General features: G+C 61.9%; 25 protein-coding genes, 1 tRNA gene and 1 other annotated feature. Of the genes, 7 read left to right on the plus strand and 19 right to left on the minus strand.

Annotated elements, in window-relative coordinates; genetic code table 11:
- The 13 genes from ACM3N8_RS06605 to ACM3N8_RS06665 all read right to left on the minus strand — a co-directional run bounded on the left by ACM3N8_RS06605 (position 1) and on the right by ACM3N8_RS06665 (position 11,298).
- A complete protein-coding gene (locus tag ACM3N8_RS06605; RefSeq protein ID WP_290019763.1) occupies positions 1 to 1,257 on the minus strand; it encodes an SAM-dependent methyltransferase in 1,257 nt (418 codons plus the stop codon).
- Positions 1,257 to 2,009: a DUF1365 domain-containing protein gene (locus tag ACM3N8_RS06610; protein WP_290019764.1), complete on the minus strand. Its 753-nt coding sequence runs from the start codon at positions 2,007 to 2,009 to the stop codon at positions 1,257 to 1,259. The genes ACM3N8_RS06605 and ACM3N8_RS06610 overlap by 1 nt, the downstream gene beginning before the upstream one ends.
- Positions 2,006 to 3,265: an NAD(P)/FAD-dependent oxidoreductase gene (locus ACM3N8_RS06615; protein ID WP_290019765.1), complete on the minus strand. Its 1,260-nt coding sequence runs from the start codon at positions 3,263 to 3,265 to the stop codon at positions 2,006 to 2,008. The genes ACM3N8_RS06610 and ACM3N8_RS06615 overlap by 4 nt, the downstream gene beginning before the upstream one ends.
- The gene (locus tag ACM3N8_RS06620; RefSeq protein ID WP_241279175.1) at positions 3,262 to 3,996 is read right to left on the minus strand and encodes an SDR family NAD(P)-dependent oxidoreductase; all 735 of its coding nucleotides are present in this window, start codon (positions 3,994 to 3,996) and stop codon (positions 3,262 to 3,264) included. The genes ACM3N8_RS06615 and ACM3N8_RS06620 overlap by 4 nt, the downstream gene beginning before the upstream one ends.
- Entirely contained in the window at positions 3,993 to 4,421 is a 429-nt protein-coding gene (locus ACM3N8_RS06625; RefSeq protein ID WP_043134384.1) for a nuclear transport factor 2 family protein, read from the minus strand. Before ACM3N8_RS06625 ends, ACM3N8_RS06620 begins: the two co-directional genes overlap by 4 nt.
- Position 4,422: 1 nt before the next feature.
- Positions 4,423 to 5,844, minus strand: a complete 1,422-nt coding sequence (gene phrB, locus ACM3N8_RS06630; RefSeq protein WP_416015735.1) for a deoxyribodipyrimidine photo-lyase — start codon at positions 5,842 to 5,844, stop codon at positions 4,423 to 4,425.
- Entirely contained in the window at positions 5,841 to 6,728 is an 888-nt protein-coding gene (locus tag ACM3N8_RS06635; protein ID WP_043134382.1) for a MerR family transcriptional regulator, read from the minus strand. Before ACM3N8_RS06635 ends, phrB begins: the two co-directional genes overlap by 4 nt.
- Positions 6,729 to 6,869: 141 nt before the next feature.
- Entirely contained in the window at positions 6,870 to 7,814 is a 945-nt protein-coding gene (locus ACM3N8_RS06640) for a YbgA family protein (protein WP_043134380.1), read from the minus strand.
- A 173-nt stretch (positions 7,815 to 7,987) separates the two neighbouring features.
- Positions 7,988 to 8,617 carry an outer membrane beta-barrel protein gene (locus ACM3N8_RS06645; protein WP_043134379.1) on the minus strand — a complete coding sequence of 210 codons (630 nt, stop codon included), beginning with the start codon at positions 8,615 to 8,617 and terminating at the stop codon, positions 7,988 to 7,990.
- 207 nt (positions 8,618 to 8,824) lie between these two features.
- Complete coding sequence (locus ACM3N8_RS06650; protein ID WP_043134377.1) at positions 8,825 to 9,373, minus strand: DUF3157 family protein; 549 nt, start codon at positions 9,371 to 9,373, stop codon at positions 8,825 to 8,827.
- A 100-nt stretch (positions 9,374 to 9,473) separates the two neighbouring features.
- Positions 9,474 to 10,346: a hypothetical protein gene (locus tag ACM3N8_RS06655; protein ID WP_043134375.1), complete on the minus strand. Its 873-nt coding sequence runs from the start codon at positions 10,344 to 10,346 to the stop codon at positions 9,474 to 9,476.
- A gap of 45 nt (positions 10,347 to 10,391) precedes the next feature.
- Positions 10,392 to 10,670, minus strand: coding sequence for a DUF6482 family protein (locus ACM3N8_RS06660; RefSeq protein ID WP_043134374.1), 279 nt, complete (start codon positions 10,668 to 10,670; stop codon positions 10,392 to 10,394).
- A gap of 31 nt (positions 10,671 to 10,701) precedes the next feature.
- On the minus strand, positions 10,702 to 11,298 hold the full coding sequence (locus ACM3N8_RS06665; RefSeq protein WP_241325373.1) for an HAD family hydrolase: 597 nt from the start codon (positions 11,296 to 11,298) through the stop codon (positions 10,702 to 10,704).
- 170 nt (positions 11,299 to 11,468) lie between these two features.
- Positions 11,469 to 11,591, plus strand: a sequence feature (Phe leader region).
- A gap of 38 nt (positions 11,592 to 11,629) precedes the next feature.
- Here ACM3N8_RS06665 and pheA point away from each other — a divergent pair.
- A complete protein-coding gene (gene pheA / locus ACM3N8_RS06670; RefSeq protein WP_043139906.1) occupies positions 11,630 to 12,802 on the plus strand; it encodes a prephenate dehydratase in 1,173 nt (390 codons plus the stop codon).
- Between the two features lie 60 nt (positions 12,803 to 12,862).
- On the opposite strand, the gene ACM3N8_RS06675 is transcribed toward pheA, so the two are convergent.
- Positions 12,863 to 13,294 (minus strand): LPP20 family lipoprotein, encoded by a 432-nt coding sequence (locus ACM3N8_RS06675; RefSeq protein WP_043139908.1) that lies wholly within the window; start codon positions 13,292 to 13,294, stop codon positions 12,863 to 12,865.
- A 15-nt stretch (positions 13,295 to 13,309) separates the two neighbouring features.
- On the minus strand, positions 13,310 to 13,930 hold the full coding sequence (locus tag ACM3N8_RS06680) for a FlgO family outer membrane protein (protein ID WP_043139910.1): 621 nt from the start codon (positions 13,928 to 13,930) through the stop codon (positions 13,310 to 13,312).
- A 192-nt stretch (positions 13,931 to 14,122) separates the two neighbouring features.
- Here ACM3N8_RS06680 and ACM3N8_RS06685 point away from each other — a divergent pair, with 192 nt between their 5' ends.
- Positions 14,123 to 15,277: a flagellar assembly protein FlgT gene (locus ACM3N8_RS06685; protein WP_042867056.1), complete on the plus strand. Its 1,155-nt coding sequence runs from the start codon at positions 14,123 to 14,125 to the stop codon at positions 15,275 to 15,277.
- Positions 15,278 to 15,327: 50 nt separating this feature from the next.
- A tRNA-Arg gene (locus ACM3N8_RS06690) sits at positions 15,328 to 15,404 on the plus strand.
- A gap of 73 nt (positions 15,405 to 15,477) precedes the next feature.
- On the opposite strand, the gene rhaM is transcribed toward ACM3N8_RS06690, so the two are convergent.
- From rhaM to rhaB, 4 genes are all read right to left on the minus strand, one after another.
- Entirely contained in the window at positions 15,478 to 15,792 is a 315-nt protein-coding gene (rhaM, locus tag ACM3N8_RS06695; RefSeq protein WP_098984891.1) for an L-rhamnose mutarotase, read from the minus strand.
- Positions 15,793 to 15,803: 11 nt separating this feature from the next.
- A complete protein-coding gene (gene rhaT, locus ACM3N8_RS06700; protein WP_043135025.1) occupies positions 15,804 to 16,832 on the minus strand; it encodes an L-rhamnose/proton symporter RhaT in 1,029 nt (342 codons plus the stop codon).
- A gap of 133 nt (positions 16,833 to 16,965) precedes the next feature.
- Positions 16,966 to 18,225, minus strand: coding sequence for an L-rhamnose isomerase (locus ACM3N8_RS06705; RefSeq protein WP_290019773.1), 1,260 nt, complete (start codon positions 18,223 to 18,225; stop codon positions 16,966 to 16,968).
- The gene (gene rhaB / locus ACM3N8_RS06710) at positions 18,222 to 19,706 is read right to left on the minus strand and encodes a rhamnulokinase (protein WP_416015740.1); all 1,485 of its coding nucleotides are present in this window, start codon (positions 19,704 to 19,706) and stop codon (positions 18,222 to 18,224) included. Before rhaB ends, ACM3N8_RS06705 begins: the two co-directional genes overlap by 4 nt.
- A 295-nt stretch (positions 19,707 to 20,001) precedes the next feature.
- On the opposite strand from rhaB, the gene ACM3N8_RS06715 reads away from it, so the two are divergent.
- The 4 genes from ACM3N8_RS06715 (at position 20,002) to ACM3N8_RS06730 (ending at position 24,158) form a co-directional block, all read left to right on the plus strand.
- Complete coding sequence (locus ACM3N8_RS06715; protein WP_416015742.1) at positions 20,002 to 20,832, plus strand: helix-turn-helix domain-containing protein; 831 nt, start codon at positions 20,002 to 20,004, stop codon at positions 20,830 to 20,832.
- Between the two features lie 108 nt (positions 20,833 to 20,940).
- Positions 20,941 to 22,092, plus strand: coding sequence for an iron-containing alcohol dehydrogenase (locus tag ACM3N8_RS06720; protein WP_098984898.1), 1,152 nt, complete (start codon positions 20,941 to 20,943; stop codon positions 22,090 to 22,092).
- Positions 22,093 to 22,295: 203 nt separating this feature from the next.
- Positions 22,296 to 23,126 (plus strand): rhamnulose-1-phosphate aldolase, encoded by an 831-nt coding sequence (rhaD, locus tag ACM3N8_RS06725; RefSeq protein WP_205619597.1) that lies wholly within the window; start codon positions 22,296 to 22,298, stop codon positions 23,124 to 23,126.
- Positions 23,127 to 23,255: 129 nt separating this feature from the next.
- Positions 23,256 to 24,158 (plus strand): DMT family transporter, encoded by a 903-nt coding sequence (locus ACM3N8_RS06730; RefSeq protein WP_098984901.1) that lies wholly within the window; start codon positions 23,256 to 23,258, stop codon positions 24,156 to 24,158.
- Positions 24,159 to 24,220: the final 62 nt, after the last annotated feature.

Genomic DNA, 24,220 nt, shown 5'->3' on the forward strand with positions numbered 1-24,220 from the left:
TCAGTGACCGCTTACTGGCAGATCCCCCGACCAGCCAAGGGGGCCCGGCTTGGCCGCTTCCAGCTGGACCAGGCTGATGGCCCGCTCCCAGAAGCCGCCTTCGCAATAGGCAAAGTAGAAGTGCCACAGCCGGATGAAATCCTGGCTGTAGCCGAGCCTCGGCAGCTCAGGGGCCAGCGCCAGAAAACGCTCGCACCAGTGCGCCAGGGTGCGGGCGTAATGGTGGCCGTGATCGTGCAGCCGCACCAGCTGCATATCGGTCTCGCGGGCCAGCAAGCCCGCCATCTGGGAGACGCTCGGCAGGCAGCCGCCGGGGAAGATGTAACGCTGGATGAAATCGACCCCGCGCAGATACTGGGCGTGGCGCTGATCGGCTATGGTGATGGCCTGAATGAGCAGGCGACCACCGGGTTTGAGCAGGCGCGACAACTGGCGGAAATAGTCCGGCAGGAAGGCATGGCCCACCGCCTCTATCATCTCGATGGAGACCAGCTTGTCGAAGGTTCCCTCCAGCTTGCGGTAATCCTCCAGCAGCAGGGTAATGCGATCGTCGAGCCCCTCCCGCGCAATCCACTCCTTTGCGTAGTCGTGCTGGGCCCGGGAGATGGTCGTCGTGGTCACCCGGCAGCCGTAGTGGCGAGCGGCATAAATGGCCAGCCCGCCCCAGCCGGTGCCTATCTCCAGCAGATGGTCGTCCGGTTTCAGTGCCAGCCGCTCGCAGATGGTGTGCAGCTTGGCCTGCTGCGCCTGCTCCAGGCTTGCGTCGGCACTCGGATAGATGGCACTCGAATACTGCATGTGGCCATCGAGAAAGCCCTGATAGAGGGTATTGCCGAGATCATAGTGGGCGGCGATGTTGGATCTCGAGCCTGTCAGGGTATTGCGGTTGAGCCAGTGGCGCACCTTGTTGAACGGAAAGCTGAGCCAGCCAAGGCGCCGCTCCAGGCTGTCGAGCAGCGGCAGGTTGCGGGCCAGCAACCGCACCAGCGCCACCGGATCCGGGCTGGTCCAAAGCCCCTCCACCCAGGTTTCACCGGCAGCTATGCTGCCCCCCAGCAACAGGCGGCGATAGAAGGCCGGATCCTGCACCACCACCTCGGCGTGCAGGTCAGTGCCGGCCACACCGAAACTGTGGCGCTCGCTGCCATCCCGCAGCAGCAGTTGACCATGCTCGAGACGCCCCAGCAGATTCAGCAGCAGTTGCCTCGCGCCTTTGTCGATGAAAGAGGCAGAGAGGGTTGATTGCACAAGTTCCATTAGCGACTCTCCGGATGAGTGAAGATAGGGGTTCGTTTGATAAAAAGACGCAGGGCCTGCCAGTAGATCCCGAGCAGCACCTTCAGGGTCATCCAGGGCCAGCGGGCAAGCAGCGCTACCAGCCCCTTGCGCGACAGCGGCTCACGACGGAGCGCCAGGGTGGCGTCAAACAGCTTGGCCTCGCCGGACCTGGGATGACTCTCGATATGGATCAGCGTCTCCTGCCCCGGCGGGCGAATGCGCCAGTGGTAGCGCATGGCCAGCCCCATGAAGGGAGATACGTGAAAATCCTTGTCGTGGGGCGCCAGCGCCGCCAGATCCAGCAGGTAGTAGTGGCGCTCGTTCCAGGGGGTATTCGACACCTCCGCCAGCAGATAGCGCGCCTCCCCCTGCCGGTAGCAGAAGTAGAAATTGACCGGGCTGAAATAGAAGCCCAGGCAGCGTACATTGCCGAGCAGCAAGACGCGCTCGTCCGGCTCGGCCGCACCACCAAGCTCGGTCACCTTGTCCCACACCGCCTGCTTGAGGCTTCCCTCGCGGCCTTTGAGGTAATCATTGCGGTGAAAGGAGAGCAGCCCGGCCCGATCCACGGCGAACCAGCGCCCCTGGCCGAGGCTCGGCAGCTCGTCCAGATCCAGCCCCAGCATGAAGAGGCTGTAGGAGAAGGCATGGGCCCTGGGTGCGAAGCGACGATGGCGCACCGAGCCCTGCCAGATGGCGCTGACGGTCTGAGCCATGGCGGCAGTGCTCATAGCTCGGCCCCGAACCGTCTGGCCACGTCCAGCGCGCTGCGCACCCCGTCCTCGTGAAAGCCGTTGTACCAGTAGGCGCCGCAGAAATGGGTGTGCTGCTGGCCGCAGATCTCCAGCCGCGCCTGCTGCGCCTCAATGGATGCCTGATTGAACACAGGGTGGTGATAGACGAAGCGGCGCAGCACCTTGCTCTCGTCCACCTTGCCCCTGGGATTGAGGCTGACGCAGAAGGGCACTGGCGAGCTCACCCCCTGCAGAATGTTCATGTTGTAGCTCACCAGCGGCCGCGCCTCATCGTCCCCGTCCAGCTGATAGTTCCAGCTGGCCCAGGCCTTGCGGCGAGTGGGCAGGCAGCTGGCATCGGTATGCAGCCAGACGTCATTGGCCTGATAGGCCATGTCGCCCAAAATCGCCTGCTCCCGCTCGCTGACATCCTGCAACAGGGCCAGCGCCTGATCGCTGTGGCAGGCGAGGATCACCTCGTCAAACTGCTCCTCGCCATAGCGGCTCTGGATCGACACCCCCTCGGCCAGCCGCCGGATCCCCTGCACCGGACAGGCGAGGCGGATCTGCGGCTGCCAGCCTGCGGTGAGCGGGCCTATGTACTCCCGCGAGCCGCCCGGGATCACGTACCACTGGGGACGGTTGGCCACATCGAGCAGGCCATGATTGGCAAAGAAGCGCAGGAAGAAGGCCAGCGGGAAGGCTCGCATGTCCGCCAGGGTGGAGGACCAGATGGCAGCCCCCATGGGCAGAATGTAGTGGCGGGCGAAGTAGTCGCTAAAGTCCCCCACCTGCAAGAAGTCCCCCAGAGTCAGCGCGGGACACTCGCCATGGCGTTGGCCGTCGGCCAGCCAGGCACGGGCCTCCCGGTTGAAGCGCAGTATCTCGGCCACGAAGCGGTAAAAACGCGGGCTCAGCAGATTGCTGCGCTGGGCAAACAGGGTGTCGAGATTGTGACCGTTGTACTCGAGCCCCTGCGGGCTCTTCACCGAAAAGCTCATCTCGGCCGGCTGGCGCGCCACGCCGATCCGCTCAAGCAGCGTCAGGAAGTTGGGGTAGGTGCGATCGTTGAACACGATAAAACCTGTGTCGATGGCATGGCTGCGACCGGCCAGGCTGACATCGACGGTGGCGGTATGCCCCCCCAGAGTGGGGGCCGCCTCGAACAAGGTGATGTCGTGGCGCTTGTGGAGCAGAAAACCGGCGGTAAGCCCGGAGATACCCGAGCCGACGATGGCGATTTTTTTCTTCATGAAGGGCGTCCTTTCGAAACAAGCGTGCTGCCAAGCCGCAGCCAGAGTCCCACCGGCAGTGCGCCAAGCAGGCGCAGCAACCAGATGAAACGGCGGGGAAAGTGGATCTGGTGACGACCTGCCGCCAGTCCGGTCAGGATGGCGCGAGAGGCCTGCTCCACCGTCACCAGGCAGGGCATGGGAAAATCATTTTTGGCGGTGAGCGGCGTCTGCACAAAGCCGGGGCGGATCAGGGTCACGGCTATGCCCCTGGCCCTGAGATCGAGACGCAGGGTATCGGCCAGATAGTCGAGGGCCGCCTTGGAAGCGCCATAGGCTTCGGCCCGTGGCAGCGGCAACCAGCTCACCGAGGAGCCGACGATGGCGAGCCGGGCACCGCGTTCCAGCAGCGGCAGGAAGGCGGCCAGCGCCTGGCCGGTGGCGATGAGATTGGTCTCGATCACCCGGGCAAACAGCTCGCCATCGAACCCCTCAGCCAGATCCATGTATTCGCAGCTGCCGGCATTGAGGATCAGCAGGTCAAGCGGCGGCAGGCTGGCTGCCACCCCTGCCATGGCAGCCGCATCCCGGCCATCAAACTGCAATGGGGTGATGCCGTGGCGACCCAGTGCCAGCAACCGATCGCCATCGCGACCGCAGCCCCACACCCGCCAGCCCGCCTGCCGGTAATCGAGCGCCAGCTGGCGGCCCAGCCCGGAGCTGGCCCCCGTGATCAGCACACGTCCGCTCATGATCCCAGTCTCCCCTTGATGGTGCGCACCAGAGATCCGAGCAGCGGCAACTGCTCGTAGAGCATGGCGCCGAGATCGAAGTAGTCGCGATGCAGACACACCTTGTCTGCGGCGTCGAACTCAAGCCGGGTCGCCCCCTCCACAGTGACGGGCCGCCCCCCGCCGAGCCTTGGGTGGGAGAAGGTCATGACCCAGCTTATCCAGGCCTCACGACCCTGTTGCTGCTGGCTGACGATCTCGAAGCGACAGTCGGCGAGACGCTGATAGAGGGCGGCAAAATAGTCGGTGAGCGCCGTCAGCCCCTCGATACGGTGGGCCGGATCGATGAAGATCACCTGCTCGGCGTAGACGTCCGGCAAGCGATGCAACTGCTGTTTGTCCAGTTGCTGGTAAAGGGCAATAAAGCGGGCCAGCGGCGCGTTCATCCTATTTCTCCAGGTGTCGAAACATCTCGATGGCTCTCACCCGGGCGACGGCGTGATCCACCATGGGTGCCGGATATCCCCTTCCTCCCTTGAGTCGCAACCAGTCATGGGGCTGGTGCACATAGGCGGCGGGGACATCGGCAAGTTCAGTTACCCAGGTACGGATAAAGTCTCCTTGTGGATCAAATCGTTGCCCCTGAGTGGTGGGATTGAACACCCGAAAGTAGGGGGCCGCATCGGCACCCGTACCCGCCGCCCACTGCCAGCCGCCGTTGTTGGCCGCCAGATCCCCGTCAATCAGCTGGCTCATGAAGTAATCCTCCCCGAGCCGCCAGTGGATGTGCAGATCCTTGGTCAGGAAGCTCGCCACTATCATCCGCAGCCGGTTGTGCATCCAGCCGGTGGCGTTGAGGCAGCGCATGGCCGCATCGACGATGGGATAGCCGGTCCGCCCCTCACACCAGGCGGCCAAGGCCTCCGGATCCCAGCCCCAAGGCAAGGCCGCTGTCTCGGGTTTGAACGGCAGGTTCATGGAGAGGGTCGGCACCAGCACCAGCAGGTGACGATAAAATTCGCGCCAGACAAGCTCGTTGAGCCAGACGAAACCGGGCTGCGCCTTGGATTGGGGCCGATAACCGAGCCGCTGCTGCAGCGCCCCCACGCACTGGCGCGGGCTTATGATGCCAGCAGCCAGATAAGGCGAGAGGATGGAGGTGCCCGCCTGCGCCGGAAAGTCCCGGGTCTCGCCGTAGTCGAGTACGGCCTGTTCCAGAAAGGCGTGTAAACGGCGCAGTGCCTCGGCCTCCCCCACCGGCCAGCGCGGATCCGGCGTCACTTCACCGAGATCTGCATCGACAAATGCCCTGTCGGCCAGCGGCTGCCACAACAGCGGCTCGCCCCGTGGCGCGGGAGGTCTGTGAATGACGAAGCCATCCTCCTCCAACGCCTTGAGCCAGGCGCGGCTGAAGGGGGTGAACACCTTGAACATCTCCCCTGCACCTGTCAGTACCCGACCCGGCGGCAACACGCAGCAGCCGTTGAGCCAATGGCAACTTGCCTCCTGCTCCGCCAGCACGGCGCTGACGGCACGGTCGCGGCGCTGTTCATCGAGTTCGATGGCCTGATTGGCGTAGAGATGAGTGACACCCAGCTGCCGGCTCAGGGCCGCCAGCGCCGCCGGCAGCTCGGCAAAGGTCTCCACCCGCAGCAGATGGAGCTGGATGCCGAGCGCCGCCAGCTCGCGGCCCAGCGCATCGACCTGCGCCAGCATAAAGCGCTGACGGATGGGGGCCATCTTGTGTTGTCGCCACTGGGTCGGGGAGATGACAAACAGGGCGGCTACCTCTCCCGTCTCGGCGCAAGCGTGTCGCAAGGCCGGGTTGTCGGCGAGGCGCAAATCATTGCGAAACCAGACCAGCTTCATGGGGTCTTGCTCCCGCGCACGGCGCCGCCACGGGCTGCCGGTTGGTCCAAAGAAACCTGTGCAAGGGTGGGCTGCCAGCCGTGAGCCGCCAGCCAATCCGTGTCATAGAGGCGCCCCAGCTCGCCGAACAAGCGGGTGCCTGTCGGCCAGCCGGTGGCCAGATCCGGCTTGCCAAGCCCGGCCCCCAGCAGCACCAGCCAGGGAGTGGTCGCCCGCCCCTCCAGCAGGGCGAGGTGGCGCGGCTCGACCGCCCCCAGCAACTGCACCTCATAACCCTGGCCGATCAGCTCGTAGGCAGACCAGACCAGATCGAGGGGGCCGACCTGGCCCCAGCTCGCCAAGGTGATCGGCACGCCCTTCTCCTGCTCGATCAGGTGGCGGGCGAAGCGGGTATGAAGCCAGCCCAGCCACACCTGCTGCAGCAGCTCGCCATCGGGACGCTCGCGCCACAGGCCGAGTAACTGCTCCACCAAGGGTTGCAGCACCCGGCTGCGCACCAGCTCGAACGGGTAGCTCGCCAGCAGGTCATTCAGTTGCGCCTCCACCTTGCGCTGGCTGAGGGCGAGCACAGACTGGCACAGCTGCTCCAGGGTCTGCTGCCAGTGATCGCTCACCAGCTGGGATTGGGGCTCGCTCAGCAATCCCTTGACCTGGCCTATGCTCACCCCCCGCTCCAGCCAGCTCAGGATCTCGCCTATCTGGCGGATGTCCTGCTCGCTATAGAGGCGGTGACCCTTCTCGGTGCGGGCCGGCTGCACCAGCCCGTAGCGGCGCTGCCAGGCGCGCAGGGTGACGGCATTGACACCTGTGAGGCGGGAGACATCGCGAATGGGGTAAATCCCCTCATCCAGCCTGGTGGCATCATTTTGTGGTAAATCTGACATGGCTAATTCCGTTCAACAGGGTATGGGCGCCCCGGCCAAAGGGGCCGGGGTCGCAAAACAGGGATCAGAGCCCGTAGCGCAGCTTGAGCGTATCGGGATGCAGGTCGGGATAGACCTGCTCGACCATACCAAGCCGCACTTTCAGAGCCCGTAGCGCAGCTTGAGCGTATCGGGATGAGGATTGAGATAAACCTGCCCGGACAGATAGGGATTGGGGTATTCCCGCAGGTAGTGGCGGATCAGTGTCAGCGGCACCAGCAAGGGGAAGATGCCGGTGCGGTACTTGTCTATGGTCTCGGCCAGCTCCTGCTTCTGGGAGGGGGTCAGTACCCGTTTGAAGTAACCCTGCAGGTGCATCAGCACATTGGTGTGGCTGTGGCGATTGGCACGCAGGGTCAGGGCAGCCATCAATCCCTTGATGTAGCTGTCGGCCACCTGCTGCAGGTTCGCCTTGCCAAGGTTGCCCAGCAGCTTGCCGAGCGCCCGATAGTGGGTAGTGGCATGGGAGAGCACCAGATACTTGTAACGGGAGTGAAAGCGGATGAGCGCCGCGGCACTGAGCCCCTGGGCGCAGAGCTGCTGCCAGTCGTGGTAGGCAAAGACCCGCAGCACGAAGTTCTCCCGCAGTATGGGGTCGCACAGGCGGCCATCTTCTTCCACCGGCAGCAGGGGGTTGGCTTCCATCAACGCCTTGGCGAACAGGCCAATCCCCTCCTTGGCACTCCCCTCATTGTTGGCGCCATAGATGCGCACCCGCTCCATGCCGCAACTGGGTGACTTGGCGCAGAGGATATAGCCGGAGATGAAGTCGAGCTGGCGAGCCTTCTGCTCGCTGAAGGCGATCAGTTGCTCGGTGACATCGAAACTGCCGTTGCTCGCCTCGGCGCGGATTTCGCCATGGCGTTTGACCAGCCGGATGGCGGCGCGCGGCGCTCCCAGGCCGATGGCCATCTCGGGACAGACGGGGTGGTAATCGAAGTGAGCGCCAAGATCCCGTTCGCAGAAGCTGGAGCGCTTGTGGCCCCCGTCGAACCGCACTTCCTGTCCCAGCAGGCAGGCACTGATACCGACTTTAATCTTGTACATGTTGACGCTCCTTGTATAAGCCTGAGTTCAGTTATAGCAGTTATACAAAGAAAAGAAAGTTGTATAACTATTGCGGACTGATACGGCACAAGGGCGAAAACAGGATCACCAGAAAATGAAAAAGCCCATGACAAACGTCATGGGCAAAAATGAAGACACTACAGGAAACAGGATTAGAAGCTGTACTTCACACCCAGGCTGGAGATGGAGCCCTGTTGCAGGTCCCACTTGCGGTAGGTGTAATCGGCGGTGAGGGCCAGGTTCTGGCTCACCTTGTAGGCGGCGCCCACTTTGAAATCGTGCATGTCGTCGGTCATGTTGGCGTAGCGGTAGCCGGTGGAAAGCTCGACGGCGCCGATGTCGTAACGCAGGCCCACTTCACCGTACATGCTGCCGCTGTTCTTGCGGGTGATCACATCCCAGCCGCTGTCCTTCACGTTGGCAGCCACCTGACGCTCCATGGTGTAACCCATCAGGCCCGCTTCACCATACAGGTTCAGACCGGTACTGAGCGGGGTGTAGACACCCAGACCCAGGCTGGAGAGGCCCATGCTGTCGTTGCCATCGTTGCGGGAGGTGAATTCACTGCCCAGACGGCCGTAGAAGTTGGAACCGAAGCTCTTGGAGAGATCCAGGCTCAGGCCGCCGAAGTCGCGGTTGTTGCCGTCTTTGCCGCCGATGTAATCGGACTTGGTGTGTGCCCAGGTCAGGCCGCCCTTGGCGTAGCTGAAGGCATCCTGTGCCAGAGCGGAAGTAGAAGCGAAACCGGCCAGAACCAGAACAGAAAGTGCCACTTTTTTCATTTTGATGACTCCACGTGTTGAGCTAGTTGAGACCTAGCTGGAATGGAACCATTGTGCCGAGCAGGAGGGGGAATGCCGAGCGGCAAGCTGTTGCCAAATCATGTCAGATGTAAGCAACTGTTGCTGGCGGTTACCGGATTAACAATTGAACCCAAACAGGCTCGGTGATGGAGCCTGTTTGGCAGCTGGTGTCTGTGTGGCGAGGGGTTAGCGGAACTCCACTTCCTCAATCTCGACCCGCACCAGGGGCTTGCCGGTCAGACCCGCCGGGCGCGGCATCTCCAGCACCAGGGAGGGACGCTGCTGACCCTTGCGCAGGTAGGACTCCGGCAGGCGGTTCTCGCCCACCCAGAAACGGGCCTCCTGCTTGACCAGCTGGGCACCCTGCTCGCTGAACAGGGTGACGCTGCCGCGCACCCGCACCACGCTGCGGCTGCCCGTGTTGCTCACCAAAAATTGCAGCGACAGGGGATCCGAGCCCTCAATCTTGTCGAGCTTGACGCTTATCCCGTCCTTGACCGCCTGGGCCAGCAGATCCGGATTGGTCATCGCCTGCTCGGTCAGCACGGGGACAACCACCGCACCCGTGACCACCTCACCGCTCGCCGTCGGCTTGATCAGCAGGTATTCCCAGGTGAAGTCATCGTTGAGCTGCACCTGGCGGCCATCCGGCAGGGTGACCTGGGTCAGGGGCGCAGCCTGTGCCAGCAAGGGCGACAGACAGAGGGCAACCAGCAGGCGGGACAAGGGTTTCATAGGGTGATGGCTCGGCGTCGATGGAAAAGGGCGTCAGTATAAAGAGTCGGCTCCGACTTGCCTATGACCCGACTCACGTTCTTGCCCTCTGCTGCCGCCATCAGCAAGCCAGCTCCTGCCGATCCTCCTCCTGAACCATGTCCAGCGTCACCAGATCGAACTCTGTGCTCTTGAGGGCATTGAGAATGTCCGGTTGCAGATCGAATGCCTGGGCACGCAGCCGCAGCGGTACGCGCACCCGTGCCAGTGTGGTCGCCTGATCCGAAAGGGTATGAAAGAACACCTGCGCCTCCTCCAGCCCCATGTCGGCCAGCATCTGCTCCGCCATGTCCACCATGCGCAGATGGCGCTTGTCCACCAGCTCGGGATCGGAGAAGCGACGGCTCAGGCAGCCATGGGCGCTCTTGCCCCAGCGCCCCAGCTGCCGTTTGTTGAAGCCGTAACGAAAGTCCCTGTGGGTCATGCCCTGCTTGGCAAACAGCCAGAGGGTGTTGGCCGGCAGGCTGCCGAAGCGGCGCAAATACTCCTGCAACTCCTCGACCGGGGCGGGCAGCAGCATGGGTAGATGGCTCCAGTCGGTTTCCAGCGCGGTGAGATGACAGATGTAGCGTACCGGGTCTATCACCTCGTTGAGGTGACGCAGGTGATCGCAGAAGATCATCTCGTCGGTCTTGATGACTCTCTGCTCTATACCGTAGCGCTGGCAGTAGCGTTTGGCCCGCGCCACCTCCTTGCGGCTGCGAGTCGGGCTGTCCAGGGTGAGGGCCCGGATCCGGACCCCGCTGGCGCGGCACAAATCCATGCTGTAGCAGGATTCCAGTCGGCCGGAGAAGGAGACCACCAGTTCGCCGTAGCTGGCCAGGGTCTCGACAAGCAGTTGCTCCCTGGCCTGAAAGGTCTGATCGTATCCTCGATTCAGCACAACTATATTGGCATCCATAACGACTACACCGGATGATGAATTGGTCGCCATTGTGCCGCAACAATCCTGAATAAACCCTTAAAGGAGAGGGATAAATCAGAATTTAATGATCATCTCCTGCCAATTACCCTCATTTTCATCCTGTTGCGCATCATAAATCCGCAGTTTCGCCTGATGCACCTGATGGGCCCGCAAAAAGCCCTCCGCCTGCTCGAGGGAGCCGAACGTCAGCCTGCCCTCCTCGCTGTCGGTGAGGCACTGCATCTCGCCGTCGACCTCGACACAGAGCTGGTAACCGCTGCCATCCAGGCAGGCGATCAGCAGGCCGGCATCCGGATAGTGACTCAACCAATTGCGAAACCGGCCATGCTCCATAACGTCTCCTTGAGCACTCCAGACTGTCGGCTCAACCGGGCAGATAGCCCAGCGACAGCAGCTGCTGACGACAGCTGGGCACATCGGTAAACACCAGCCCCCCGATCCCCAGCGCCTGCGCGGCAGCCACATTGGCGGGGCTGTCATCGATGAACAGGCACTCGTCGGCCTTCAGGTCGAACGACACCAGCAGATAGCGATAAATATCCGGCTCCGGCTTCATCATACGTACCCGCGCCGACACCACCTTGCCGCTGAAGAAGCGCCAGAATGCGTGCTGCTCCAGCCAGTCGATGCTGGCATGACCCATGTTGGAGAGCGCATAGAGGCGGTGGCCCGCCCCATGCAGCGTCTCTATCAGGGTCAGCATAGCGGGATCCGGCAGGAGCGATGCGGGCACCGCCTGCAAAATGGCGAGATTCTGTGCCGCTGGCAGGCCGGTGCGCCCCTGTGCCTGGCGGGCCATGGTGTGCAGCGAGAGGGTGCCGCGGTCCACCTCCAACCAGTCCGGGTGGTTGAACAGCCGCTCCGCCAGCGCCTCAGCATCGTCTGGCCCTCGCACCGAGCGCACTATGGCAACCGGATCCCAGCTCACCACCACCCGTCCCAGATCAAAAATAATCGCCATTGTTACCTCCTCCTGATGCCTCTGCCTCTGAGCCAACCGCCGCAATCTGGTGCTTGAATGGCCCCGTCGGCACACGCAAACACCCTGCCCCGTTCGCCTCCCCCGGGCAAGTTTTACTTGCATCCCAGGCCCAAATCCCTTAATGGTTATGACGATATTTTAAGGATCAGACCCATGCACGCACCATTCCTCTTTGCTTTCTCGTTTATCCGGCCCACATGAGGGAAGGCCCTGTCGTCGCATGAACAGAAAGCAAAGACGAATCGAGCCTCCCCTAGCGGAGGCTTTTTTTTGCAGCTACCACACTCGATTATTTGGATAGGGAACCACCATGGCTACGCTCGACGAGATCAGACAAGACATCACCCGCTTGGATCAGGAGCTGCTTGCCCTGCTGGCCAAGCGCAAGACCCTCAGCATAGAGGTCGCCCGTGCCAAGCAGGCCAATCCCCGTCCCATCCGCGACACCCAGCGCGAGCAGGATCTGCTGGTCGCCCTGATCCAGAAAGGGCGTGTGTTGGGGCTGGATGCCCAGTACATCACCCGCATCTATCACACCATCATCGAAGATTCCGTGCTCTCCCAGCAGGCTTATCTGCAGAGCCTGCTCAACCCGGAGCAGCAGGAGCCCATGACCAGCGTCGCCTATCTGGGCCCGCGCGGTTCCTACTCCAGCCTGGCGGCTCGCAAGTATCTGGCCCGCTACAAGGATCAGGTGATAGAGGTAAACTGCCAGAACTTTCGCGAGGTGCTGGATGCGGTGGAGTCGGGTCGCGCCGCCTTCGGCGTGCTGCCCATAGAGAACACCAGCTCGGGCTCCATCAACGAGGTGTATGACGTGATGCAGCACACCAGCCTCTCCATCGTCGGCGAGCTGACCTACCCCATAGAGCACTGCATCCTGACCGCAGTGCCGACCGAGCTGGGCCGCATCAAGACCTTCTACGCCCACCCCCAGGTGTTCCAGCAGTGCTCCCACTACCTGAGCAAGCTGGAAGGGGCGCGCCACGAGATCTGCGACTCCTCCTCCAGCGCCATGATGAAGGTGAAAGAGCTGGCAAGCCCGGAGGCGGCGGCGATCGGCAGCGCGGCTGGCGGTGAGCTGTACGGACTGGACGTGCTGGCCGAGCAGCTCGCCAACCAGAAGGAGAACTACAGCCGCTTCATCGTAGTGGCGCGCAAGCCCATCGACGTGGCGCCGCAAATTCCGGCCAAGACCACCCTCATCATGTCCACCTCCCAGAAGCCCGGCTCCCTGGTGGAGGCGCTGCTGGTGCTGCGCAACAACGAGATCAACATGACCAAGCTCGAATCCCGGCCGGTACAGGGCAACCCCTGGGAAGAGATGTTCTATCTGGATGTGTCCGCCAACCTGCAGACCCCGGCCATGCAAGCCGCGCTGATGGAGCTGACCAAGATCACCCGCTACATCAAGGTGCTGGGCTGTTACCCGAGCGAAGACGTCAAGCCGACCACAGTGCCGCCGGTACTGATGGGCAACTGACAGTTTCTGCCAACAAAAAAGGCGAACATGATGTTCGCCTTTTGTTTTTCTGCCTCGCCGTCAGAATTGACCGGCCATCAACTGGTTGATGTTGTAGAGGGCGCGGGTATCGAGCTCCATCTCGGTGGCATAGGTGTTGCCACGGGGATAGGAGGCCACCACCCGGGCGCCACGCACCATGCCGGCCACGGACACATCCAGCGAGTTGGAGGTCTGGGTCAAATCCTTGTAGCTGCTCTGGCCCCGCACCTGCTGGCCATTGAGCTGCTCCGCCAGTTCGCGGTAGGCATCCATCTTGGAGGCGCGAATGGCCTGCAACATCTTCTCGGACTGGGACGGCCCCGGCTGTATGTCGATCACCGCGTAACCCACTGCCTTGAGTACCGGAAAGTCATCGGGCTTGTTGTTGCCGCCGCCGTAGTTGACCACCCGATTGCCACCGCTGCACGCGGTCAGCAGCAGGACCAGCAGGCATCCGAACAGGATCTTCATTGCGCTCACTCCTTGTCAGGGCGTCAGATTGACCAGATGGCCGCCGGGACGAGCCTGGCTGTCGCGCATCAGGTAACCGCGATTGATGGATGCCCGGCCAAACGAGTTGTTGGCGCCGAACAGATATTGTTGCGGGATCAGGCTCTGGGCCGTGGTCTCCACCATCTTGGTCCGTAGATCTATGATGCGGGCATTGACCAGGATCCCCTTGCCATTGCGGCTGAAGGTGCCGGTCAGGATGCGGGAGATGGGCAACCGGGGGGAGAGATCCCGGTAGTTGCGGCTCATCACGAAGTCACCCTGCGGGGTCACCTTGATGCTGCCGGTCATCTTGAAATCCACCACCACTTCCCCGCGTCGGTTCAGCTCGTAGATAAAGCTCTCCTCGATCTGCTGCCCCATCCAGTTGGTGTCCTGCAGGGTATCGAGATCGACGAAGGAGGAGACGGCGATGGGCTCGGTCAGGGTGGTGAGTGACTTGCGCTCCATCAGCTGATCGGTCATGCGCGCCACCAGCCAGTTGAGCTCCATGCCAGCAGCGGCCTGGCGAGGATCACCCTGTTCCCGGTTGATGGGGTCGGAACCACAGCTGGTCAGAGCCAGCGCGAGGGCCAACGCCGTGAAGAGTTTGTTCATGGATACCTTTCCTGTATCTGCACCTGATTCGTTATCGGTTCGGCTGGCCAAAGCTTGAGTCGGGAATGAGGCATGGATCTTGCTAATTATTTGCGGTGTGCTGTGCAACGCACGGTTCTGTGGTCTGTATCGGCCGGCGCCATCACTTCGACAGGGGTGAGAGGGCCGACCCGCATATTCAAGGTGTTTGTCATGAAATTACCGCTGCTGTTAACCCTGCTGCTGGCCAGCCTGTCGGTCCGGGCAGAGCTTATCGAAGCCCAGGGCAGTGCCGCCATCCTGGGGGGCGACGAGGTCTATGCCCGTGAGCAGGCGACCCGCGACGCCCTGCGCCAGGCCCTGCTGGCGAGCGGCGCCGCCGTCTCCAGCATCCAGCGTCTGGAGAACGGCAGCCTGCGCTCCGAGCAGATCCAGATCCGCTCCGGCGGCGACATCCGCCAGTACCGGCTCAAGCGGGAAGAGGTGCGCAACGGCCGCATGTACATCACGGTACAGGCCGATATCCAGGCCGAACGCCAGATCTGCCAGACCCAGCATTACGCCAAGGATTTGACGCTGGTAAGGCTGCGACTGCGTTACCCGGATCAGGCGAGCTACGGCGCCCTCGACGACATGCCCGCCAACCTGTCCCGTCGCATGTTCGAGACCCTGGCCAACGCGCCGCAAGGGGTGGCCGTGCGCCAGTGGCTGGACGAAAACTTGCGCATAGACCCGCTCCACCTGCAACAGGGGGATCGCAGCGCCCTCGAGGAGATCAAGGCCCTCAGCCTGCGCACCGACAGCCAGTATCTGGTGCTCGGCAGCATAGATGACCTCTCCATCGAGCCGCAGGGCAACCAGCTGACCAGCTGGTACGAAGATCCCATCCGCAACTTTCGCATGCAGCTCTACCTGTTCGACGGCATCAACGGCAGCCTGCTCAGCCGCAAGGAGTATCAGGGCCGCGCCAACTGGACCTTCGGCAAGCGGGATCAGATAGGCAGCAGCAGCGGCCAGTTCTGGCAGTCCAGCTATGGCCAGGAGGTGAACTATCAGTTGCAGGAGGCGGTGCAGGATCTGGTAGCCCAGCTCAACTGCGCCCCGGTCACCGCCCGGGTGATAGGCCAGAACGAACGCGGACCCCACATCAATCTGGGCCGGCGCAACGGCGTCAGGCTGGGGGATCAGTTCCGCATCCAGCACAGCGCCGACTTCATCGACCCCTATGGCAAGTCACGCATGATGCGCAACCCGGCCGACGGCCTGTTCGAAGTGGTACAGGTATTCGAGGACGGCGCCATCATCAGCACTCAGAACAAATATTCGCCGTTTAACATCCAGATCGGGGATTTGGCAGTATTGGAATAAGAATCAAGGGTTTAAAAGGGAGCGGCTTCTTGTATAATGCCCGCCACAAGGCTCCCGTAGCTCAGTAGGATAGAGCGGTCCCCTCCTAAGGGACAGGCCACTGGTTCGACTCCAGTCGGGAGCACCATATAAAACAAGGGGTTGGCATCGTTATGGTGCCAACCCCTTGGTCGTTTTTGGGCCGGATGACACACCCGCTATCAGGCCAGATGGAAGAGTGAGGAGAGCTCCATGCTGATCGGGCTGTTGTCGGGGTGCGATGGCATTATCTCTTGCATATAAGCCCACCACTGCTGGCAGATGGCCGTGCTGGCCACCTCGCGCCAGCGCCCCTCATCTTCAATCTCGACGTAACCAAACAGCTGACAGCTCTCCGGGTGGAGAAAGATGCTGTAGTTGCTTGCCCCGTGCGCCTTCAGGGTTGCGGCCAGCTCGGGCCAGAGTTCATCGTGACGGCGACGGTATTCCACCTCGCAGCCAGGGTGCACCGACATCAGGAACGCCTTGCGGATCATCTTGTCGCTCCTTATGCCATGCCCATGCCGACCAGATTGGCGGCACCGACTATCACCAGCATGCCGATGCAGAGGATCCGCACCGGACGAGTGCCGACCCCTTTCCATTCCGCCATCAACAGCCCCACGATACCGCCACACAACACATAACCGCTCATGTGCAGCATCCAGTTCACGAAGGAGAGGTGTTCGGGGATGCTGGCTTCGCCCCAGGCATAAAAGAAGAACTGCAGATACCACATGATGCCACCGGCCGCGGCCAGCAAGCCATTGAGCAGCAAACTCCGCGCTGGCTGGGCCAGATCATTGCGCAGTGACAGTTCGGGGCGAGTTGCCAGCCGGATGAAGCAGTAGGCCATGTTGACGATGGCCCCACCGCCCATGATGATGCCGTAGCTCGGCAACACGGCGTAGAGCGGGTTGATGCCAAGTGCCAGCGATGCCTGCCGGATGGGGGCCGCGGCTTCCAGCCCGAAGGCAAATCCCGAGGAGAAGATGCCGCACATCACCGCCAGCAGCAGCCCCTTCTTCAGGTTGAACTCCCGGGTAGTCGTGCCCAGGGCAATCTCTTTCTGATGCCCAGCCCAGGTGACTATGCCTATGCCGATCAATGCGACAAAGACACCGAGCAGGGTGATTTGGCCACTGGCCGTGGTGAGCAGCTGACCAAATTCTCCACGCAATATGGGTGGCATCAGGGTGCCCACCACCAGGGTCACGCCGATGGCGATCCCTATGCCCAGAGACATGCCCAGATAGCGCATGGTCAAGCCATAGTTGACATTGCCTATCCCCCACATGGCACCGAACAGAAACATGCCCCAGAATGCCTTGCTGTCCACCACGCTGTAGAAGGCGCCGAAGTCATCGATCAGCGTGGAGGTGACCAGCCAGGGCAACAGGATCCATGAAAACAGGCCGGCGAAGGCCCAGGTGGTTTCCCACGACCAGCGCCGGACCTTGCTGAGGGGCGCATAGAAGGAGGCCGCCGAGGCGGCGCCAACCAGATGCCAACCGATTCCCGATACGATTGCAGACATGAGATGTTCCTTGCTTGAGGTTTGATTGTGTTTTTGCTTCCCGATGGAGGGAAGCGTCCTTGATGACAACCGCGCTGTTTTTGTTGTTTTTCTGACGCCCGCCACACATGGCGGGCGTCAGCAGAGGGTGAACTCAGCGACGAGTGAGCAGCTCCTGCGCCTCGTACTCCTTGACGGCGTCGAGCCAGTCGACGCCCACCGCGACCCCTTCACGGGCGCAGGCGTAGTCCCAGACTGCTTGCCACGGCAGGCTGCGGGTCTCCTCCATCAGGGCCAGCCGGGTCGAGTAATCCCCCTTGCATTCGGCCTGACGCAGCATCTCAATGGGCTCGAGCAGAGCACGCAACAGCGCCTTCTTCATGTTGCGGGTACCGATAACCCAGGCCGCGATGCGGTTGATGGAGGCATCGAAGAAGTCGAGGCCGATATGCACCCGCGCCAGCAACTCATTGCGGATGATTTCATTGGCGATGGCCTGGGTTTCGTCATCCAGCAGCACCACGTGGTCGCTGTCCCAGCGCACCGGGCGGCTGACGTGCAGCAGCAGGTGCCGGACAAACAGGGAAGCCGCGCTGATCTTGTCGCTGATGACCTCGGTGGGGTGAAAATGGCCAGCATCCAGACACAGGGCTATGTCACGGGAGCTGGCATAACCCAGATAGAACTCGTTCGACCCGACCGTGTAGGATTCGGCGCCTATGCCGAACAACTTGCTCTCCACGGCATCTATGTGGTGCGCCTCGTCGATCCGCTCGGCCAGCACCTCATCCAGTGCCGCCATCAGCCGCTGACGCGGCCCGAGCCGGTCGGCGGGCAGATCCTTCATGCCGTCCGGGATCCAGATGTTCATCACGGACGGCGTACCCAGCGCCTGACCAAAGGAGGCCGAGATACGACGGCTCGCCTTGCAGTGATCGATCCAGAAGCGGCGGATTTCGGGATCCGGATGTGACAGCGTCATGCCATCGGCGCTCAGCGGATGGGAGAAACAGCTGGGGTTGAAGTCCAGACCCACGCCTCTCTCCTTGGCCCAGCTCACCCAGTTGGCGAAGTGCTTGGGTTCAATCTTGTCCCGCGCAACCGGGCTCTCCGCCTCCAGATAGATGGCGTGCAGGTTGAGCCGCTTGGCCCCCGGGATCAGTGACATCGCCAGATCCAGGTCGCGACGCAGCTCGATGGCATCGCGCGCCTTGCCCGGATAGTTGCCGGTCGCCTGAATGCCGCCGGTCAGGGCGCCGGCATCCGCTTCGAAGCCACCGACATCGTCCCCTTGCCAGCAGTGCATGGAGACGGGAATGGTGGCCAGGGTAGTCAACGCCTGATCCACATCGACGCCGAGGGCGGCATATTGCTGTTTGGCCAGGGCAAAGGCGGTTTCAATATTCGGGTTCATACAACTTCCTCGATTAACGTGTCTGAATGGGTGTGCGCGCAGAGCGCGGCAAAGCGCGACCGGTAATGGTCCAGCTGCAGGACCTCATGCGGATGCAGGGTGTCGATACGGGTGTTGTGGCGGATCAGGCGGCGCACGTCCGCCAGATCCTGTAAAAGGCCCAGCCCCTTGAGCTGCCAGCCGATGTTGCCGAGCGCCGAGGCCTCCACAGGCCCGGTGAGCACTGTGCATTGGCAGATGTCGGCGCAAAGCTGGTTGAGCAACCGGTTCTGGGAGCCGCCGCCTACGATGTGCAACCTGGTGATGGGCTCGCCGGTGACGCTCTCCAGCTCCCTGAGCACCTGGTCGTAGCACAGCGCCAGGCTGTCCAGCACGCAGCGCACCAGCTCGCCCGGGCTCTGTGGCGTGCCCTGTCCCGTCTCCTGACAGAAATACTGGATGGCGCTGCGCATGCAGGCGGGATTGAGAAAACGTTCGTCGTTGGGGTGAATGAGGTAAGCAAAGGGCTCAGCCTGTTCCGCCTGCGCCACCAACTCTGCGAAGCCCAGCTGCGGCCACAGCGCCTGCAGCCCCTGCACCAGCCACAACCCCATGACGTTCTTGAGCAGACGCCAGGTTCCCTCCACTCCCCCTTCATTGGTGAGGTTGGCAGCCAGGGCGGCAGCATCGGTCAGCGGAGCCTTTCGCTCGACCCCGACCAGCGACCAGGTGCCCGAGCTGATATAGGCAGCGCCGCGTCCGCTCAGCGGGGTGGCGACTATGGCCGAGCCTGTGTCGTGAGTGGCAGGCAAGATGACGCTGACCTGACGGCCGGAGGGGCTGATCCAGTGACCCAGCCAGGTGCCGGGGGCGGCGATCGGCTGCAGCCACTTGCCCCCTTCGCCGATCAACCCGATCAGTTCGGGATCCCAATCCCTGCTGCGGGCATTCACCAGCTGACTGGTGGAGGCATTGGTAAATTCACAGCTGAACTGGCCGGTCAGCCGATAGTGCAGGTAATCGGGGATCAGCAGCAGACGGGTGACCTTGTCCAGCCAGGCCGGTTTTTCATCGAGCAGGGCCCGGATCTGATAGAGGCTGTTGAACTTGAGGAACTGGATACCGCTGCGACGATAGATCTCATCGCGGGACAACTGCTGCCAGACCCGCTCCGGCACGCCGTCGGTGCGGGCATCGCGATAAGCCACAGCGTCACCGAGCATCTGGCCCGCCGCATCCAGCAGTACAAAATCGCCCCCCCAGGAGTCGATACCCACCGCATCGAGCGCAATGCCGGCGGCATCAATTTTTTCCAGCCCGAGCAAGATATTGGAAAAGAGCCGTTCCGGTTCCCAGCAATCATGCCCATTGCTATGCACCATGCCATTGGTAAAGCGATGCATCTCCTGCATGGTGATATTGTCATTGACCGGATCATAGCTGGCCCATATTACCCGCCCGCTGGAGGCGCCTAAATCCACTGCCGCAATATTGACTGACATCGAACCGACTCCATAAATTTCGATGTCGTCACTCTAGGTTCCCTGATGGTTGGCAACCTTTCTGTTGTGGCCAAATAAATATGCTCAGCTGGCATAAAAATCGAGAAATAGAAACTGAATGACAATTGTGTGAGTGAGGTCAAATAATGCCACAGCATAAAAGGAAGCAATCGAGACTTGTTGATAAATAAATGCGAGGTAACTGTGAAAACCCTCACGAAACCCGTGCTATTTGATTGACCGGAGCCGGCGCCTGCGCATATTCACTGCTCATCACCTCATGAAGAGATCGACCATGTTTCGCCTGCAGCAGACCGATTTTTTTGACCACAACAAGGTCATCAACGTATTGCCACGCGCTCCGCAGGAACCCTTTCCGGAGCACTGTCATTCGTTTCATGAACTCGTGCTGATCAAATCTGGCTGTGCCATCCACATCACGGACGGCAGCGCCGTGCATATCCGCCGCGGCAGTGTCTTCTACCTGCGCGAAGTCGATGCCCACATGTTCGATCAGATGAAGGATCTCTGCCTGACCAACGTGCTGTTCAGGCCGGAGGGATTCCACTTCGCAGACGGGTTGCAAACCCTGCTGCAAACCAGCTGCCATCCGGCCAGTGGCGGACTGCGACTGCCCCCTTCCCTGCAACCGCAGAGCGAGCTGCTGCTGAACCAGATAGCGGCAGAAAACAGCCGGCGAGATGCCTGTTCCCCGGTGATGATCGAAGCACTGTTTTCCCAGTTGGCAGTGCTGCTCTGGCGTACCCGTCAGCAAGGAGGGGAAGCGGGCGGCAAGGGGGAAGGAGATCAGGAAAGGCTGTTGGCCCTCATTAATTATCTCGATGAAAACTATCAGGAAGAGATCGACTGGAGCGAACTGTCTGAACGCTTTTCCATTCCGCTGCGCACCCTGAACCGAAAAATACAGGAATATACTGGCTTGACCCCCAACAATTATCTCGGACGAGTGCGACTCTGCCATGCATCTTGGTTGCTCAGCCATACCAATAAATCGGTTACAGATATCGCATTTGAGAATGGATTCAATGATGGCAATTATTTTTCGAGCAAATTTCACCATGCCTTTGAGCTGACGCCACTGCAATACAGAAAACGCTATAAATAAACTTCAATTCTTGGCCACTATATTTCCCTCACGGGCCAAAGGTTAAAGGCCGTCCGCCACAACAAGCTTAATATCCCCTTAATTTCATCCAAAGAAGAGGGATATCTGATGGCTTTTGCATTGTGTCTACCCCAGATCAGCCTGTCCGGCAGTGGAGCCATCCACGATCTGGTGCAATTGATGTGCAACCAGCCCGCCCGTCGTCCGCTGATCGTGACCGAGCGAGCCCTGATCTCGCTTGGTCTGCTGGACGGTCTGCTCGGCGCACTGCGTGATCATGGCTTCACCCCCCAGGTTTATGACGGCGTAGAGCCCAACCCGACCGATAAGGTTGCCAGCGCGGCGCTGGCAACCTGGCAGGCCGGGCAGTGCGATGCACTCATCGGCTTTGGCGGTGGCAGCGCCATGGATACCGCCAAGGCGGTGCGCGCCCTGGTTGCCAACCCGGGCAAACAGGTCCATGACTTCGAAGGCATCGGCAAGGTCGTCCACACGGGCCCCTTCATGGCCTGCATCAGCACCACCTCGGGCACGGCCGCCGAAGTGACCAGCAATGCGGTGATCACCGACACCCGGCGCAAGGTCAAAATGGTCATCATAGACGCTGCACTGATACCGACAGTGGCAGTCAACGATCCCACCCTGATGGTGGGACTGCCCCCGGCCGTTACCGCCGCCACCGGCATGGATGCCCTGACCCATGCCATTGAGGCCTATGTCTCCATCGGTGCCCATGTGCTGACCGATCACTCGGCCCTCGCCGCCATCCGGGTGATTGCCGAATATCTGCCGCAAGCGGTGGCGAACGGCCAGGATCTGACCGCTCGCGAGATGATGGCCCACGGCCAGTTCCTGGCCGGCATGGCGTTCAACAGCGCAGGGCTTGGCTACGTGCACTCTCTCGCTCATCAGCCCGGCGCCACCCACAACCTGCCGCACGGCGTGTGCAACGCCATCCTGCTGCCGGTGGTCTGCGAGTTCAATCTGGCCGTCAGGGAGGATCGCTTCGCCGACATAGCCGCCGCCATGGGGGTAGATACCAGTGCCATGAGCAAGGCTGGTGCCGCCGTTGCCGCCATCCAGGCCATTCGCGCACTCTCCGCCCGGGTGGGTATTCCCGGTGGCCTGCATGAACTCGGTATACAGCCTGGGGATCTCGCCGGCTGGGTCGATGCCGCCGCCGCCGATCCCTGTTCCGGCTGTGCCCCCCGGGTGGCCAGCAAGACAGAGCTGCTGGCCCTCTATCAAGCCGCGTTCTGACCCCGAACCCGACACGACAAGCGGCCGCCCCCTGGCGGCCTCTCTGTTTTCAACAGCCTGCATCCAGCCCTCCGCCCCTTTGTGCACTTCTTGAAAATCCGGCCAACTCCGCTCCTGGCTTGGCGCCCCCGTTGAGGCTCGACGCCGCGCCACTGGTTACAGTGGCCCCACTCACAATGGCTCTTCAACGCAAGGTAGAGGGAATGATGCAGCAGATTGAATTCAACGCAGCCGTGCGGGCTGAAATCGAGAAGGTCGTCGAGGTATCCGCCTATTTGTGGCAACGAGAGTGGGCCGAACGCAACGGCGGCAACATCTCCGTCGATCTCACCGACATCTTTGGGCAGGCGCCCGCCGACCTGAGCCAGTATCCCCACTGCCCCCTGTCCATGGTAGGGGGGGAAGGCGCCTTCCCGGCCGACAGCGCCGGTCATGTCTTCTTCGTCAAGGGCACGGGGGAACGCATACGCGAGCTGCGCAGCCCGGAGCTCGCGGGCTGCGTCCTGCGGATCGATGACGAGGCCCGGGGTTACCATATCCTGTGGGGAGGCCGTGGCTTGCACGACTACCAGCCCACCAGCGAATTCATCTCCCACGTAGAGATCGTCATGGACAAGCAGCGCCGGGGCGCAGCCGATCGCTGCGTGGTACACACACATCCGCTCGAGCTGATTGCGCTCTCTCACCATCCCCGTTATGCCCGTGACAGCGCCGCTTACACCCACGCCTGCTGGAAGATGTTGCCCGAGGTGCGGGCCTTCGTGCCACGCGGCATAGGTGTGGTGCCCTACTGCATGCCCGGCAGCCAGACCATGGCGGATGGCACCACGGCCGCCCTGCGCCAGCACGATGTGGCCATCTGGGAAAAACATGGTGCCGTGGCCACAGGGACGGATGCACTGATGGCCTTTGACTTCGTCGATGTGGCGAACAAGGGGGCCAAGCTGCACCTGATGTGTCTCGCCAGCGGTTTCGAGCCGGAAGGGGTCAGCCCACAGGACATGCAGGCGCTGCAGGAAACCTTCGGTCTGTAGCAAGCGGCCGGTATAGGCCCTGCCAGCGGGGCTTATGGCGATGCCGCGCTCAAAACCACTGCACCTCAGGGAGGGCCGGTCTGCTAGACTGGCCCTCTTTTTGTTCATTCATCTGCAAAGGAGTGTTGGATGTCTGCTTCTTCCTGGTGGGACAGGTCCACCGGTTTTGCGCTGCTGACCATACTGCTGTGGGCCTCGCTGGCGGCGCTCACCTCCCGGATCACCAGCGTGTCGCCTCTGGTGCTGGTGGGGCTGGTGCTCTTCTTCTGCGGCGCCGGTGCCCTGCCGTTCTGGCGCCAGTGGCGGGCTCGCCCCATCACCTGGCTGGTCACGGTGGCGGCGCTGCTGTTCTACCATCTGCTGCTGTTCATGAGCTTTCGCCACGCCCCCGTGCTGGAGGCGAACCTCATCAATTATCTCTGGCCCCTGTGCATCATACTGTTCACTCCCCTGCTGCTGCCGGGCCATCCGCTCCATGCCCGCCACCTGCTGGCCGGCGCGCTCGGGCTGGCGGGTTCCGTGCTGGTGATGGTCAACGGCGAGTTGCAGCTGCAGCAGGCCTATCTGCCCGGCTACCTGCTGGCGCTCGGCGCCGCCATCATCTGGGGTGCCTACTCTGTGCTCTCCCGCCGGCTGCCCCCCGCCCCGGCAGTGGTGACGGCGGCGGCCTGCCTGCCCGCCGGATTGCTGGCACTGCTGCTGGCACTCTGGCTGGAAGGGCCGCTGCCCCTCGAACAGATCCCCGCCGGCGACTGGTGGCTGATCCTGGGGCTGGCGCTCGGGCCCATGGGGGCGGCCTTCGTCACCTGGTATCTGGCGCTGCGAGACGGAGATCCCCGTCGCATCGGGGCGCTGGCTTACCTGACCCCGCTGCTGAGCACCCTGTTGCTGGTGCTGCTCAATGGCGAACAGCTGACGCCCCGTCACCTGCTGGCCGGGGCCTTCATCATGGGAGGCGCCCTGCTCGGCATGCTGGGCAAGTCGCCTGCCGCCGGCAAGCAGAAGGAGCCCGCCGCGCCTTCGTTGTCATGACCTCGCCGCCATGCAGCGGCTGTCATAAAAACGCCATATCTCCTGCTTAAGCTCACGCCGAC

The organism is Aeromonas sp. A04, from assembly GCF_047780465.1.
Taxonomy (GTDB): domain Bacteria; phylum Pseudomonadota; class Gammaproteobacteria; order Enterobacterales; family Aeromonadaceae; genus Aeromonas; species Aeromonas bestiarum.

Bases quoted from the DNA above. Each gene is read 5' to 3' on its own strand.
- ACM3N8_RS06605 (WP_290019763.1), bottom strand. From the start codon at position 1,257: ATGGAACTTGTGCAATCAACCCTCTCTGCCTCTTTCATCGACAAAGGC.
- ACM3N8_RS06610 (WP_290019764.1), bottom strand. From the start codon at position 2,009: ATGAGCACTGCCGCCATGGCTCAGACCGTCAGCGCCATCTGGCAGGGC.
- ACM3N8_RS06615 (WP_290019765.1), bottom strand. From the start codon at position 3,265: ATGAAGAAAAAAATCGCCATCGTCGGCTCGGGTATCTCCGGGCTTACC.
- ACM3N8_RS06620 (WP_241279175.1), bottom strand. From the start codon at position 3,996: ATGAGCGGACGTGTGCTGATCACGGGGGCCAGCTCCGGGCTGGGCCGC.
- ACM3N8_RS06625 (WP_043134384.1), bottom strand. From the start codon at position 4,421: ATGAACGCGCCGCTGGCCCGCTTTATTGCCCTTTACCAGCAACTGGAC.
- phrB (WP_416015735.1), bottom strand. From the start codon at position 5,844: ATGAAGCTGGTCTGGTTTCGCAATGATTTGCGCCTCGCCGACAACCCG.
- ACM3N8_RS06635 (WP_043134382.1), bottom strand. From the start codon at position 6,728: ATGTCAGATTTACCACAAAATGATGCCACCAGGCTGGATGAGGGGATT.
- ACM3N8_RS06640 (WP_043134380.1), bottom strand. From the start codon at position 7,814: ATGTACAAGATTAAAGTCGGTATCAGTGCCTGCCTGCTGGGACAGGAA.
- ACM3N8_RS06645 (WP_043134379.1), bottom strand. From the start codon at position 8,617: ATGAAAAAAGTGGCACTTTCTGTTCTGGTTCTGGCCGGTTTCGCTTCT.
- ACM3N8_RS06650 (WP_043134377.1), bottom strand. From the start codon at position 9,373: ATGAAACCCTTGTCCCGCCTGCTGGTTGCCCTCTGTCTGTCGCCCTTG.
- ACM3N8_RS06655 (WP_043134375.1), bottom strand. From the start codon at position 10,346: ATGGCGACCAATTCATCATCCGGTGTAGTCGTTATGGATGCCAATATA.
- ACM3N8_RS06660 (WP_043134374.1), bottom strand. From the start codon at position 10,670: ATGGAGCATGGCCGGTTTCGCAATTGGTTGAGTCACTATCCGGATGCC.
- ACM3N8_RS06665 (WP_241325373.1), bottom strand. From the start codon at position 11,298: ATGGCGATTATTTTTGATCTGGGACGGGTGGTGGTGAGCTGGGATCCG.
- pheA (WP_043139906.1), top strand. From the start codon at position 11,630: ATGGCTACGCTCGACGAGATCAGACAAGACATCACCCGCTTGGATCAG.
- ACM3N8_RS06675 (WP_043139908.1), bottom strand. From the start codon at position 13,294: ATGAAGATCCTGTTCGGATGCCTGCTGGTCCTGCTGCTGACCGCGTGC.
- ACM3N8_RS06680 (WP_043139910.1), bottom strand. From the start codon at position 13,930: ATGAACAAACTCTTCACGGCGTTGGCCCTCGCGCTGGCTCTGACCAGC.
- ACM3N8_RS06685 (WP_042867056.1), top strand. From the start codon at position 14,123: ATGAAATTACCGCTGCTGTTAACCCTGCTGCTGGCCAGCCTGTCGGTC.
- rhaM (WP_098984891.1), bottom strand. From the start codon at position 15,792: ATGATCCGCAAGGCGTTCCTGATGTCGGTGCACCCTGGCTGCGAGGTG.
- rhaT (WP_043135025.1), bottom strand. From the start codon at position 16,832: ATGTCTGCAATCGTATCGGGAATCGGTTGGCATCTGGTTGGCGCCGCC.
- ACM3N8_RS06705 (WP_290019773.1), bottom strand. From the start codon at position 18,225: ATGAACCCGAATATTGAAACCGCCTTTGCCCTGGCCAAACAGCAATAT.
- rhaB (WP_416015740.1), bottom strand. From the start codon at position 19,706: ATGTCAGTCAATATTGCGGCAGTGGATTTAGGCGCCTCCAGCGGGCGG.
- ACM3N8_RS06715 (WP_416015742.1), top strand. From the start codon at position 20,002: ATGTTTCGCCTGCAGCAGACCGATTTTTTTGACCACAACAAGGTCATC.
- ACM3N8_RS06720 (WP_098984898.1), top strand. From the start codon at position 20,941: ATGGCTTTTGCATTGTGTCTACCCCAGATCAGCCTGTCCGGCAGTGGA.
- rhaD (WP_205619597.1), top strand. From the start codon at position 22,296: ATGATGCAGCAGATTGAATTCAACGCAGCCGTGCGGGCTGAAATCGAG.
- ACM3N8_RS06730 (WP_098984901.1), top strand. From the start codon at position 23,256: ATGTCTGCTTCTTCCTGGTGGGACAGGTCCACCGGTTTTGCGCTGCTG.